This is a genomic window from Prevotellamassilia timonensis (genome assembly GCF_900106785.1).
GTDB classification, from domain to species: domain Bacteria; phylum Bacteroidota; class Bacteroidia; order Bacteroidales; family Bacteroidaceae; genus Alloprevotella; species Alloprevotella timonensis.
Window position 1 is genome coordinate 157,537 of record NZ_LT629844.1, and the last position, 12,404, is coordinate 169,940.

Here is a 12,404-nt window from a genome sequence, read left to right on the forward strand (position 1 = left end):
GTAGGTGTTGACATTACTTGTTGCGTCCTAACAGCGATGTGGCATAGTTCCACAACACGCTCCATTGCGACTCGGGCAATGAAAGTTTGCGCAGTTCGTTGTGCGCCTCGTCGTAAAAGCGGTTGATGGCGGCGCGTGTCAGGGCCGGAATGTCGAGTGCATTATAAATGTCTGTTACAGCCTTAATCTTAGCTTCAGCCTCCATGCTGTTGTTGCCGATGAGCGTGAGCAGTTGCGCCTTTGTAGCCTCGTCGGCACGCTGGTAGGCGTTGATGAGCAGATACGTCTTTTTGCCGCAAAGAATGTCGCCGCCAATCTTTTTGCCAAACACGGCAGGGTCGCCATATACATCGAGATAATCGTCCTGCAGTTGGAAAGCCAACCCCACGCGTTCGGCAAAACGGTAGAGCACCTCGGCGTCGGTTTCGGGGGCGCCAGCCAGCAGGGCACCCATCTTTGTGGCACAGGCCAGCAGTACAGATGTTTTAAGGCGAATCATTTCAATGTACTCGTATTCGGTCACATCGGTGCGTGTCTCAAAGTTTACATCATACTGTTGTCCCTCGCAAATCTCTTGTGCCGTGCGTGCAAAGAGGTCGAGCGCTTCGGCCTGATGCTGGCACTGGCATTGCATGATGTGGCGGAAGGCCATGATGAGCATGGTGTCGCCCGAGAGCACAGCCGTGTTGTCGTTCCACTTTTTGTGTACGGTGGGTTTGCCGCGTCGCATGTCGGCATGGTCCATCAAGTCGTCGTGCAGCAGGGTGTGGTTGTGGTAAGTTTCGATGCCCACAGCCGCGGGTGTGGCATGGTTGATGTCGTCCTTGTACAAGCCATAAGTCATGAGCAGCAGGGTGGGGCGCAGACGCTTGCCACCCATTGAGAGCACATATTCGATAGGTTCGTACAGTCCCTCGGGCTTTTGGGGGTAAGGCACCGCCGCCAGCGCCTGTTCGATGTAGGGCACCCATGACGTATGTTTGGCAAACTGGGCCATCAGCCATTGTTGCTGCTCGGCAATGGTCATGTCAGAGTTGTCAAGCAGCACAGCGTCGTCGGCCTGTCGCAGGGGGGCCACCTCGCGGTGTGAATCGATGTAGTCGCGCTCCTGCACATTTTTCAGTATATCGTCATAGTTCACCTCTTGGCCCTTAGCCTTGAGCTCGTCGTAGCGGCGTTGTGCACGCACCTCGGCCGATGCGGTGACAAATATTTTGAGTTCGGCATCAGGAAACACCACCGTGCCAATGTCGCGGCCGTCCATCACAATGCCTTTGTCGCGCCCCATGCGTTGCTGTTGGGCAGTCATGGCCGCACGCACAAAAGGCAGTGCCGCCACCGGACTGACATGCGAGCTCACCTCAAGTCCGCGAATTTCGTTTTCCACACATTCGCCGTTAAGGTGAACCAAGGGGAGCTTGCTCTGCTCGTCAAGCTTAAAACTCACCTCGACCTGTGGCATGAGTTGTTCGAGTTCGGTAGCTTTCACAGTGCCGTCGGCATTAAACAATCCCTGACGGAGTGCAAACAATGTGACTGCGCGGTACATGGCGCCGGTATCAACATATATGTAGCCCACCTCGCGGGCGAGCGCTTTAGCCATAGTGCTTTTGCCACATGACGAGTGACCGTCGATGGCTATGACAATCTTTTTCATACGAAAATTAATAGTGCCGTTTTGCAATACCACGGCATAAGTTTTATATATTTATTCGTTTGTTCGGAGATTAAGACACAAGGAGAGCGAACACTCTATATGAGGCAAGTGTCTGGTTGCAACTCGGGCAATTTGATGTGTTGTACTGATGAGTAGAACTTTGAATTTTCATACACGTACTCTTTCGTTGCAGACTTTGCCAAATCTTCTATCCTTTATAGAATCCGTTAGGACTCATCTTTGCCCAACGGATATACATATCCTTGTAATTGTCTTTGATAAACTCTCGAATGATACGTATGTCTCTGTCTGTAAGTATACCTCGTGCCATTACCTCTGTGTCACCATTGCCTTTTACAAAGAGCTTCGCAGAGCCGGCCTCTGTGAGTTTTTTGTCGCTGGCATGCACGTGCATTGCTTCAATGATGCAGTGTGACGTGTAATACAAGTAATAACCCGAAACCTTGAAATCGAAATATTTAGGCATGCGACTCCTCCATATACTTTTTGTTCTTCTCCCAATATCCTTCCACAATGCTCAATTCCACATCGTCCATGGTAGTTTCCAATACCTCACCTTGTGCAGACATAAGTATTGCATGGTGGGGTTCTTTAAGGTCTAACACTCGTATATTGGAATTTTCTGCTTTGGAAAACGCATAACCACAAACAATCATGTCAGCAGCAGAGCTTACTTTCAATAACTCGTCATTGTTCATAGTTCCCGATTTTTACAGTTTGAATATTCTTTAAGAATGTCTTTGGATTGATATAGAGGTTCTGAAGTATAGGCACTAAATCAATGTATTCTTCAGTTATTCCCATACCGTCATAGTCTGCCATAACAACAATATAACCATTGTCCCACGACTTTACTTCAACATACTTTTTCAGTATGCTTGGAGTTCGGAAACGAATGTTGTAGCCGGCATATCTGAATGAGGTCATATTGCCTTGATTCGACAATATAGCCTGAGTAGTTGCTTCTTGCGTATTCATAAGTTCACATTCTGTTCAACTTTCGGGGTTAGACGGTGCACACACATTCTGCATCAGAAGGCGTACCCCACATTGGCCATAATAGAGTTGCTGGCCTGATGATATTTGGCGTACGACACGCCAAACTTGAAATGCTTGACATTAACGCCGGCACCAGCCGACAAGCCTGCCAAATGTGACGAACCAGAAGCCTTGAGCTCGTAGGCACGGCGGAAGTTGTAGCCGACTGACAGATACAAATAGTCGGTGGGCAGAATATCCAGACCCAGCACAAAGTGGTTGAGAGCTATTTTGCCAAATCCCACTTTGTCGCTCTTGTCCTTATCCTTGTTTTCGGGCAATACGTAGTAGCTCGACTTCCAGCGTGTTACGTCGGTCATGGTAACATGAAAGCGCACTGGCAGGTGTGCCATGCCCTTGCTAAAACCTAATGCCAGGGTGAAGGGCAAATGCGTGCGTTGCCCGTCATGGTACGCCTTCAGCTGTGTGCCAATGTTTTGCAGCGAAGCCGACACCGACAGGTCATTTTCATCGTCATAATAGTTTACGCCCACATCAATGGCTGCTGCCAGGGCAGTGTAGTCGGCCAGGTTTGACACCATCATTTTCAGGTTGGCGCCACCCGTCCATCGGTCAGACAGCAAATAGCTGTAGCCTGCCCCTATTACAATGTCCTTGGCGCTGAATTGCCCCAAGGTGTTCCCTGCCTCGTCGGTCTCGTCCATTTTGCCGTAATTCATGTATTGCACACCGACTGCCATGGTGTGGCGTTCGCCAAAAGCCTTGACAAAGTGTGCTCCCATCCACGTGCTGCCCGCGGCATAGGTCATGAAATCAAGGCCGGCCGACAAGTCGCTTACGTTGGCATAAAGTGCCGGGTTATACCAGCCGGCAGTTGGTTCGTCCTCAATGAGCGTCACGTTTTGCCCGCCCAGGGCGGCTGCGTGCGACGACGCGGGAAGCCTCAACGTGTTGAACGCTGAGGCATACTCCTGTGCTAATGCCGTTGCAGGTAGTACGGCCAGTAACAGGCTGAATATTTTGATGTTCATTGTGAGCATTTCTGTTTCAGTGCCAAAATTACAAATAAAACTCGGTGCGGAGGGGCATGTAACTTAAAAACTTGTATTATCTTGCTGCTTCTCCTAATAAGATAGGCTGCACCTCGGCAGAAAGTTCAAGCAAGCTTGACTTTCTTCACTCGGTTTGCACTATCTTTTGATAAGATAGGCTGCACCTCGGCAGAAAGTTCAAGCAAGCTTGACTTTCTTCACTCGGTTTGCACTATCTTTGCAAGCAGATAATCCGCATATATGATAAAGAACTTGCTATCGCTGCCACCTAATGCCGTCGGGGTGTTTCACCAACTGACGGGGGCGGAGCGTGATACATACTACTGCACAGCCGACCCTGCCGACCACAAACTTGGCTCGGGCGGCGGCACGGCATGGTTGCTCAAGTCGGCCCATGCCGACGAAGGTGCCAATGTGTGTTTTGACACATGGCTGGCACAGCACAAACGTGTGTTGCTGCATGCTGGCGGACAAAGCCGGCGACTGCCGGCCTACGCACCAAGCGGCAAGGTGCTCACCCCAATACCCGTGTTCAGGTGGGCACGCGGCCAACGCATTAACCAAACGTTGCTCGACTTGCAACTGCCGCTCTACCACGACATCATGCACAAGGCACCGGCATCGCTGCACACACTGATAGTGAGTGGCGATGTATTGCTGCGCACCACCGAGGCTTTGCAGGACATTCCCGAGGCCGACGTGGTGTGCTATGGTTTGTGGGCCGACCCCGTGCAGGCATCGCACCATGGTGTGTTTTTGATGAACCGCCAAACGCCCACACAACTCGACTTTATGCTGCAGAAGCCTACAACCGCACAACAAGCCGAACTGATGCCCACGCACTTGATGCTGATGGATATCGGGGTGTGGCTGCTCAGCGACAAGGCTGTCAAGCGTCTGATGCAGAAGTGTGAGGCTGGAGCCAATGGCGGCAAGGGCTGCACACCGGGCGGACATCTTGCAGCACTGCCTGGCTACTACGACCTGTATAGCGACTTTGGTTGCGCATTGGGCCAAAATCCGTCGCGCCCCGACGCCGCTCTGGCCGACTTGTCGGTGGCCATATTGCCTCTGCCGGGGGGCGAGTTCTACCACTATGGCACGGGGCCGGACATGATAGCCTCGTCGGTGGCTATACAAAATTTGGTAAAAGACCAACGCTATATATTGCAAAGGGGCGTTAAACCGCAAACTTCGGTGTTCACACAGAACACCTTGCTCGTCAACCGTCCCACACCTGCCACCCGCAATGTGTGGATTGAAAATGCTTATGTGGGCAAGGGTTGGCACTATGGCAGCAACCACATTATTACGGGTGTGCCTCAAAACAACTGGCAGGTGACCTTGCGCAATGGCGTGTGTGTCGACTTTGTGCCGGTGGGCGATGCGGCTTATGCCGTGCGTCCTTATGGCTTTACCGATGCCTTCAGGGGCGATGTGGCCAGCCTCGACACCATGTATATGGAGCAGCCCCTGCACAGCTGGCTCGCGGCTCGCGGCTTGTCTGCCAACAGTTTGGGCGGGGCAGGCACCGATTTGCAGTCGGCACCCTTGTTCCCCGTAACTTCCGACATGGAGGCGTTGGGGCAACTGCTCAACTGGTTTGTGAGCGACACACCCGACGCCGAGACGTCAGCTCTTTGGGGCAAATTGCCGCGTCTGTCGGCCGACGAACTATCAGCACAGGCCAATTTGCCGCGACTCTTTGAACAGCGCCGTACCTTGCAAGCTCAAACGCTCCCCTTGGTGGCAAAGAACTGGCAGCGCAGCGTGTTCTATCAAGTCAATCTTAAAGACATGGCAGCGCAGTATGCCGCAAACCAATGGCCGCTGCCCGATGCGCTGCCGCAAACGGCTCCGCTGATGACACGCATACACGATGCCATGTTCCGTGCCGAATGTTTGCGCCCCACCCAGGCTGCCGAGGCCCAGGCCTACGAAAGCCAGGCATTTGCCCTGCTGCGCGACGGGCTGACCGAGAATGTGCTGCGCCACCAATGCACCCCGCGCTGCACCACCTATGCCGACCAAATAGTGTGGGCACGCAGCAGTGTGCGCATCGATGTGGCCGGCGGCTGGACTGATACGCCACCTTACAGTTTGATAGCTGGCGGCAACGTGGTAAATCTTGCGGTCAACCTCAATGGCCAACCGCCCTTGCAGGTGTATGTCAAGCCATGCAAGGAACCTGTGGTCATTTGCCGCTCCATCGACCTCGGTGCCATGGAGCGCATCGAAACCTACGAGGCTCTGCTGCAATACAACAAGGTGGGGTCGCCCTTCTCCATACCTAAGGCGGCCTTGGCCCTTGCGGGGTTTGCACCAGGCTTTGGCACAGAGCATTTTGCCTCGCTGCGCCAACAGCTCGAGGCTTTCGGCTGTGGATTAGAAATCACACTGTTGGCAGCCATTCCGGCAGGTTCCGGCCTTGGCACGAGCAGTGTGCTGGCAGCCACCGTGCTGGCAGCCTTGAGCAATTTCTGCGGCCTTGGCTGGGACAAGAACGAGGTGTGCAACCGCACCCTTGTGCTTGAACAGTTGCTCACCACTGGCGGTGGCTGGCAAGACCAGTATGGCGGTGTTTTGCCAGGCGTAAAGTTGTTGCAAACCACAGCCGGATTCGACCAAAATGCCATGGCGCGCTGGTTGCCCGACACCCTGTTTACCCACCCCGACACGCGTCCGTGCCATTTGCTTTATTACACGGGCATCACACGCACGGCCAAACACATACTTACCGAAATTGTGCGGGGCATGTTCCTCAACAACACGCAACACCTGCATCTGCTCAACTATATGAAGCAGCATGCGCTCACGGTGTTTGATGCCTTGCAAACCAACGACCTGGCCCGCTATGGCCGCATGGTACGTGCCACTTGGGAGCAGAACAAAGCGCTCGACGCCGGCACATCGCCCGAGGCTGTTGAGACTCTTTGCCGCCGCGTAGACGACTTGTGCTATGGCTACAAACTGCCGGGTGCCGGTGGTGGCGGATTTATGTATATGGTGGCCAAGGACGCCCAAGCGGCACAACGCATCAGGCAGTTGCTCACCGATAATCCGCTCACGCCAAACTCGCGCTTTGTCGATATGGACGTGTCTGCCGAAGGGTTGCAGGTGAGCCGCAGTTGATGGATTAACGAGTAAGTAAACATGCGAACGGATTCAAGCACAAAACGCAACCTCTAATGGGGGCGACGCGTCTCGCGTCGGGAAAAGATGCAGCTATTATCAGTAGAGTTTGTATTCTTTCCTTTCATTATCCCCGACGCGGGACGCGTCGCCCCCATTAGTGCTTGCGTTTTTTACAGCGCGTTTCTGACAACTTAACGTGACCCCCAGGGTGTTGCTTCGCTTGCCCTGGGCTTGGTGCTACATTGGGCTTTTATTGACATCATCGGTTGCAGCTCAGCAATTCAAGCAAACTTGATTGCATTCGCCTTGCACGATGATTCATTGTCATCATCGGCTGCGGCTCAGCAATTCAAGCAAGCTTGATTGCATTCGCCTTGCACGATGATTCATTGTCATCATCGGCTGCGGCTCAGCAATTCAAGCAAGCTTGATTGCATTCGCCTTGCACGATGATTCAGCCCGCCCTTATTAAATCCGAAACTTCAGTAATAATATAAAACAGCACACATACATTGGCACTATTTTCACTACCACCCACCGCCTCGCGCGACGGACTCAACCTGAGCATGGTCGTGGGGCAAATAGCGGACGACGAAACAACCGCAACATTGAAACGCACCCTGGCTCCCGAATGGGCCTTGCAGAGCGGTGTGCAACTTACGTGGCCACACGCTGGCACCGATTGGGCATATATGTTGCCCGAGGTGACAGCCTGCTATCTGCGTCTGGCCTACGAAATAGCCACGCGCGAGACGCTGCTCATTGTGGCACCCGACATCGAGGCCGTGAAACGCCTGATTGACGAGCAACTGCCCAAGCGCGCCACCGCACACATTATATATAAAACTTGCAATACTAACGACACGTGGGCACGCGACCACGCCTTTCTGACTATGGCCACCACCGAGGGACCCGAACTGCTCGACTTCCGTTTCAATGGTTGGGGAGGCAAGTTTGAGGCTTCGCTCGACAATGCCATCAACGCCCACCTGGTTGAGGGTGAAACGCCTGTGCTGAAAGGCAAATACGTTGACTGTCTCGACTTTGAACTCGAAGGCGGAAGTGTCGAGGTGGACGGCCTTGGCACATTGCTCACCACATCGGAGTGCCTGCTCAACCCCAACCGCAATGCGCAACTTGACAAGGCACACAAGGAGGCTCTGCTCAAGGAGCGCCTTGGCGTGAACCGCGTGCTGTGGCTCGACCATGGCTATCTGGCCGGCGACGACACCGACTCACACATCGACACCCTGGCCCGCCTTTGTCCTGACAATACCATTGTGTATGTTAAATGTACCGACAAGGCCGACGAACACTATGCCGCACTGCAGGCCATGGAGCAGCAACTGCACACGTTCTGCACGGCCGACGGCAAGCCTTACCGCCTGTTGGCACTGCCCATGGCCAACGCCATATACGACGAAAACGGCGAGCGCCTGCCTGCTACCTATGCCAACTATCTGGTAATGAACAATGTGGTGCTGTACCCCACCTATGCACAGCCCGACAATGATGAGGCTGCGGCCGAAGTGCTGCACAAGGCCTTTCCCGGACGCGATGTGGTGGGTGTGGACTGTCGCGCGCTCATACGCCAACATGGTTCGCTGCATTGTGTCACCATGCAGTATCCCAAGGGCGTGTTGCCGCAAACTTTCTCTGAATAAATAACTCATGTTCCGGATTCAGCCCGTCCTTGCTAAATTCGAAACTTCAGTAAACAATTGCTATTACAATGACCAAACATAAAACACTCAAGGTAGGCATCGTACAACAGGCCTGTACGGCTGATGTGGAGGCTAACAAGCAAAATCTTAAACGCAACATTGCCGATGTGGCAGCCCAGGGGGCAGAGCTGGTGGTGTTGCAAGAGTTACACAACTCGCTTTACTTTTGCCAGGTTGAGAGTACCGATAATTTTGATTTGGCAGAGCCTATTCCCGGTCCTTCAACCGACTTTTATGGCCAGATAGCCAGCCAGCATGGCATAGTGCTCGTCACTTCGCTGTTCGAACGGCGCGCTGCCGGCTTGTATCACAACACCGCCGTGGTGTTTGAGCGCGATGGCAGCATTGCTGGCAAATACCGCAAAATGCACATACCCGACGACCCTGCCTATTACGAAAAATTCTACTTCACACCGGGCGACATGGGTTTCCACCCCATCGACACATCAGTTGGTCGCCTTGGGGTACAGGTTTGTTGGGACCAATGGTACCCCGAGGGCGCGCGGCTCATGGCCCTGCAAGGTGCCGAACTGCTCATTTACCCCACTGCCATAGGCTACGAAAGCAGCGATACCCCCGACGAGCAGGAGCGCCAACGTGAGGCATGGACTACTGTGCAGCGCGGTCATGCTGTGGCCAACGGACTCCCCGTGATAGCCGTCAACCGCACGGGCCACGAGCCCGACCCTTCGGGCCAGACAAATGGCATCAGTTTTTGGGGCTCAAGTTTTGTGGCCGGCCCGCAGGGCGAGTTGTTGTATCGCGCACCAAAGGACGAGGCTGTGAATGCCGTGATAGAGGTGGACATGCAGCGCAGTGAAAATGTGCGCCGCTGGTGGCCCTTCTTGCGCGACCGCCGCATCGAGGAGTTTGGCCCGCTTGCCAAGCGCTTTATTGACTGACGCAAAATTCAAGCGCCAAATGCTACCACTATAGCTTGAGTTTTGTGATAGAGCTTAGCTAAAAGCACTACCTCAAAACGCAAGCACTAATGGGGGCGACGCGTCTCGAGTCGGGAAAAGATGCAGCTATTATCAGTAGAGTTTGTATTCTTTCCTTTCATTATCCCCGACGCGGGACGCGTCGCCCCCATTAGTGCTTGCGTTTTCTATCAAATTTACAGGTTAAAAAGCGGATTTGAAGCCATGTAAAGGACTGTTGTGCCAGGGATTTGCGCTCTAATGGGGGCGACGCGTCTCGCGTCAGGGCATTTTTCAGCAGCCTCGTTCACGTACTGTTCCACACCATGCAGCCCCGTTTGTGCAGGTCAATCACCATCGTGTTGCGCACCAGTTTGCTCACGGGCACACCCCCTTTGTCCGCCTGTTTGCGCCGTTGCACTTCGGGCGTGCGGTCAGGCATATTATAGCGCATGTCGCACAGTTTGTCCATCAGGGTGATGGTTTGTTCGGTCAGACCGCAGTTTGTGGTGCTGTCAGTCGCTTGCGGTGCGCAGTCAGTGTCGTTGCCCATGCTTTTTTGCGGCCGGGGTGTTTCAGCGTTTTTAGTTTGTGGTTCCGCGCTTTGTCCGATAGCGTCTATCAGTTTGTCAACACCACGTTTCACAATGGCATCGGCATAACGCAGCATTTTGTTAAGCATTCGTTTCATGGTAGTTACTACAATTTGGTTTAGTACAAAAGTAAAGTGCTGCAAAGGTAACACCAAGGCATAGCACCCATCAAAAAAAGTGTACAATTTGTACACAAATATTTGCTCCCTCCCCGTCTGCCTACATGTAAAAGAGTGCGTGTGTTTTTACTGCCATCTTACACTTTTTGTGCGTAATAAGTTGATACACAAAGGTTTCATGTGTGTAAGATGATTTCAAAGTATCTTACACACCCTTGCATACATCTTACACACTTCACCCCGCTGCTGCACAGTCGGTTTTGTCGTATGCAGTAGATAATACGGTATAGGGGAGCAGAAAAATCTGTCGGAGCAACAGACTTTTCTGCTCCCCTATGCCGTAATATCTTCCTCCCGTGCTTGTGCCGTGTGGCAGCGTGAGGGGTGTGTAGGTGGCGTGTAGGTGGCATATGTTGTATCTTACACTAAGTAAAGTGTTGATTGTCAATGTGTTACGATGTATTTGTGTAAGATGTAAGATACTCGATGGGTAAAGTTCTTGTAGTATAAAAAAGCCCCCTCAAGCACCAAACGCTACCACAAAACGCTACCACAAAACGCAAGCACTAATGGGGGCGACGCGTCCCGCGTCGGGATAATTAAAAGGAAAGATACACTAAATAATAGCAGAATCTTTTCCCGACGCGGGACGCGTCGCCCCCATTAGTGCTTGCGTTTTCTATCAGATTTGCAGGTTAAAAAGCAAACCATGTAAAGGACTGTTGTGCCAGCGCATTACACGCAAACAATGAAACACTACACGCTCTTGACTTTAGGGTGGCTCTAAAAACAGAATTTTTAGAACCACCCTTATAATTGTCAAAATCTGATTTCGCCGCTGCCTGCACAAATTTTGCCATCGGCAGTGTAGAGCACCCCAAACTGGCCAGGCGCAATGCCCTGTACCGGGGTGGGCGAGGTGATGAGAAAGCGGCCGTCGGGCTGGCGTACCATGTGGCCGGGGCGCGGCCGCTCGGTGTGGCGAATTTTGAATAGCACGTCCACCTCGGGGGCCCCCTTCCATGGGTCGGCCGTGATAAAGTGGAAACCCGTCAGGTGAAACTCGGTGCCGTAGAGTCCGTGGCAAGCATCGGTGTGCGACACATAGATGATGTTGCGCTCAATGTCCTTGTCGGTCACAAACCACGGGCCGCCGCCAAGGCCAAGCCCCTTGCGCTGCCCCACGGTGTGGAACCAGTAGCCCTTGTGCTTGCCAATGACCTTGCCCGTTTCGCGCTCTATCACCTCGCCTTCGCGCTCGCCGAGCAGCATGCGCAAGTAGTCGTTGTAGTTAATCTTGCCAAGGAAGCAGATGCCCTGGCTGTCGCGGCGGTGGGCCGGTGCCAGATGTTCGCGGTCGGCAATGTCGCGCACCTCGTGTTTGAGCAGATGTCCGATGGGGAAACAGAGCTTTTGTGCCTGCACATCGGTCAGTTGCGACAGAAAGTCGGACTGGTCCTTTACGGGGTCGGGGGCCGGTGCCAGGTAGAGTTGGCCGTCGGCGTCGTGGTAGGTTTGGGCATAGTGGCCGGTGGCAATGTAGTCGTAGGCATAGCCAGCCTTCTCCTCAAAGGCACCAAACTTGATGAGGCGGTTGCACATTACGTCGGGGTTGGGCGTGAGGCCGCGTTTGACACGCTCCACCACGTAGGCTGTGACGCGGTTGTGGTATTCCTGCTGCAAGTCGACAATGTTGAGTTGCAGTCCGTAGCGTTTGGCAGTGAGTGTGGAGAGTTCGATGTCCTCCTCGGCTGTGCAGGTTGTGCCTTCGCCCTGCATGCCAATCTTTATGTAAAAAAGGTCGGGCTTGATGCCTTGCTCACACAACAGGTGGCAGGCCACGGCGCTGTCAACGCCGCCCGAAATCAAAAGTGCGTATTTTTTGTCTGTTTGCATATCATGTAAAGGTTGCAGCGGTCGTAGCCCGGCACGTAGTCGGCCACGGCCTCAAATCCCAGCTTGTTACAATGCTGATACTTGTGCTTTGTGTCAATGGTGGTGAAATGTTGTGTGCAAAGTTACAACTTTAAGCAAGTGCTCAAAACTATTTTTACACTGAAAGTGCCCACCTGCTTGGTATTGGCACGTGGTATTGGCACGTGTCACGCATTGTTTGCACGTACAGGCACGAAAAAGCCCCAACCTTTACCACCATGAGTATGGAACATTGTCAGGATAGCTTGG

11 protein-coding genes and 1 pseudogene are annotated in these 12,404 nt (G+C 53.1%); 3 read left to right on the plus strand and 9 right to left on the minus strand.

Features of this window, described 5'->3' with window-relative positions:
- Window positions 1-13: 13 nt before the first annotated feature.
- The 6 genes and pseudogenes from BQ5453_RS14555 to porQ all read right to left on the minus strand — a co-directional run bounded on the left by BQ5453_RS14555 (window position 14) and on the right by porQ (window position 3,708).
- Window positions 14-997: a polyprenyl synthetase family protein gene (locus tag BQ5453_RS14555; protein ID WP_071122901.1), complete on the minus strand. Its 984-nt coding sequence runs from the start codon at window positions 995-997 to the stop codon at window positions 14-16.
- Window positions 986-1,657 (minus strand): annotated as a pseudogene (cmk, locus tag BQ5453_RS14560) ((d)CMP kinase); the annotation flags it as partial. The pseudogene cmk and the gene BQ5453_RS14555, both read right to left, overlap by 12 nt.
- A 208-nt stretch (window positions 1,658-1,865) precedes the next feature.
- Window positions 1,866-2,144, minus strand: coding sequence for a DUF4160 domain-containing protein (locus BQ5453_RS06180; RefSeq protein WP_071122541.1), 279 nt, complete (start codon window positions 2,142-2,144; stop codon window positions 1,866-1,868).
- A complete protein-coding gene (locus tag BQ5453_RS14775) occupies window positions 2,137-2,376 on the minus strand; it encodes a DUF7723 family protein (protein ID WP_071122542.1) in 240 nt (79 codons plus the stop codon). Before BQ5453_RS14775 ends, BQ5453_RS06180 begins: the two co-directional genes overlap by 8 nt.
- Window positions 2,366-2,656 (minus strand): DUF7724 family protein, encoded by a 291-nt coding sequence (locus BQ5453_RS06190; RefSeq protein ID WP_071122543.1) that lies wholly within the window; start codon window positions 2,654-2,656, stop codon window positions 2,366-2,368. The genes BQ5453_RS14775 and BQ5453_RS06190 overlap by 11 nt, the downstream gene beginning before the upstream one ends.
- Before the next feature lie 53 nt (window positions 2,657-2,709).
- On the minus strand, window positions 2,710-3,708 hold the full coding sequence (gene porQ / locus BQ5453_RS06195; protein WP_071122902.1) for a type IX secretion system protein PorQ: 999 nt from the start codon (window positions 3,706-3,708) through the stop codon (window positions 2,710-2,712).
- A 264-nt stretch (window positions 3,709-3,972) separates the two neighbouring features.
- Here porQ and BQ5453_RS06200 point away from each other — a divergent pair, with 264 nt between their 5' ends.
- The 3 genes from BQ5453_RS06200 to BQ5453_RS06210 all read left to right on the plus strand — a co-directional run bounded on the left by BQ5453_RS06200 (window position 3,973) and on the right by BQ5453_RS06210 (window position 9,490).
- Entirely contained in the window at window positions 3,973-6,861 is a 2,889-nt protein-coding gene (locus BQ5453_RS06200) for a bifunctional fucokinase/fucose-1-phosphate guanylyltransferase (RefSeq protein WP_071122903.1), read from the plus strand.
- Between the two features lie 569 nt (window positions 6,862-7,430).
- The gene (locus tag BQ5453_RS06205) at window positions 7,431-8,528 is read left to right on the plus strand and encodes an agmatine deiminase family protein (protein ID WP_071122904.1); all 1,098 of its coding nucleotides are present in this window, start codon (window positions 7,431-7,433) and stop codon (window positions 8,526-8,528) included.
- Between the two features lie 68 nt (window positions 8,529-8,596).
- Window positions 8,597-9,490, plus strand: coding sequence for a carbon-nitrogen hydrolase (locus BQ5453_RS06210; protein WP_071122544.1), 894 nt, complete (start codon window positions 8,597-8,599; stop codon window positions 9,488-9,490).
- A 325-nt stretch (window positions 9,491-9,815) separates the two neighbouring features.
- Here BQ5453_RS06210 and BQ5453_RS06215 read toward each other — a convergent pair whose 3' ends face one another.
- The 3 genes from BQ5453_RS06215 to mnmA all read right to left on the minus strand — a co-directional run bounded on the left by BQ5453_RS06215 (window position 9,816) and on the right by mnmA (window position 12,116).
- Window positions 9,816-10,199 (minus strand): hypothetical protein, encoded by a 384-nt coding sequence (locus BQ5453_RS06215; protein WP_143033317.1) that lies wholly within the window; start codon window positions 10,197-10,199, stop codon window positions 9,816-9,818.
- A gap of 256 nt (window positions 10,200-10,455) precedes the next feature.
- The gene (locus BQ5453_RS14080; protein WP_143033318.1) at window positions 10,456-10,668 is read right to left on the minus strand and encodes a hypothetical protein; all 213 of its coding nucleotides are present in this window, start codon (window positions 10,666-10,668) and stop codon (window positions 10,456-10,458) included.
- Between the two features lie 371 nt (window positions 10,669-11,039).
- Entirely contained in the window at window positions 11,040-12,116 is a 1,077-nt protein-coding gene (gene mnmA / locus BQ5453_RS06220; protein ID WP_022102188.1) for a tRNA 2-thiouridine(34) synthase MnmA, read from the minus strand.
- Window positions 12,117-12,404: the final 288 nt, after the last annotated feature.

Excerpts from the sequence above, each read along its gene's own strand:
- BQ5453_RS14555 (WP_071122901.1), bottom strand. The coding sequence starts at position 997 with ATGGCCCAGTTTGCCAAACATACGTCATGGGTGCCCTACATCGAACAG.
- BQ5453_RS06180 (WP_071122541.1), bottom strand. The coding sequence starts at position 2,144 with ATGCCTAAATATTTCGATTTCAAGGTTTCGGGTTATTACTTGTATTAC.
- BQ5453_RS14775 (WP_071122542.1), bottom strand. The coding sequence starts at position 2,376 with ATGAACAATGACGAGTTATTGAAAGTAAGCTCTGCTGCTGACATGATT.
- BQ5453_RS06190 (WP_071122543.1), bottom strand. The coding sequence starts at position 2,656 with ATGAATACGCAAGAAGCAACTACTCAGGCTATATTGTCGAATCAAGGC.
- porQ (WP_071122902.1), bottom strand. The coding sequence starts at position 3,708 with ATGAACATCAAAATATTCAGCCTGTTACTGGCCGTACTACCTGCAACG.
- BQ5453_RS06205 (WP_071122904.1), top strand. The coding sequence starts at position 7,431 with ATGGTCGTGGGGCAAATAGCGGACGACGAAACAACCGCAACATTGAAA.
- BQ5453_RS06210 (WP_071122544.1), top strand. The coding sequence starts at position 8,597 with ATGACCAAACATAAAACACTCAAGGTAGGCATCGTACAACAGGCCTGT.
- BQ5453_RS06215 (WP_143033317.1), bottom strand. The coding sequence starts at position 10,199 with ATGAAACGAATGCTTAACAAAATGCTGCGTTATGCCGATGCCATTGTG.
- mnmA (WP_022102188.1), bottom strand. The coding sequence starts at position 12,116 with ATGCAAACAGACAAAAAATACGCACTTTTGATTTCGGGCGGCGTTGAC.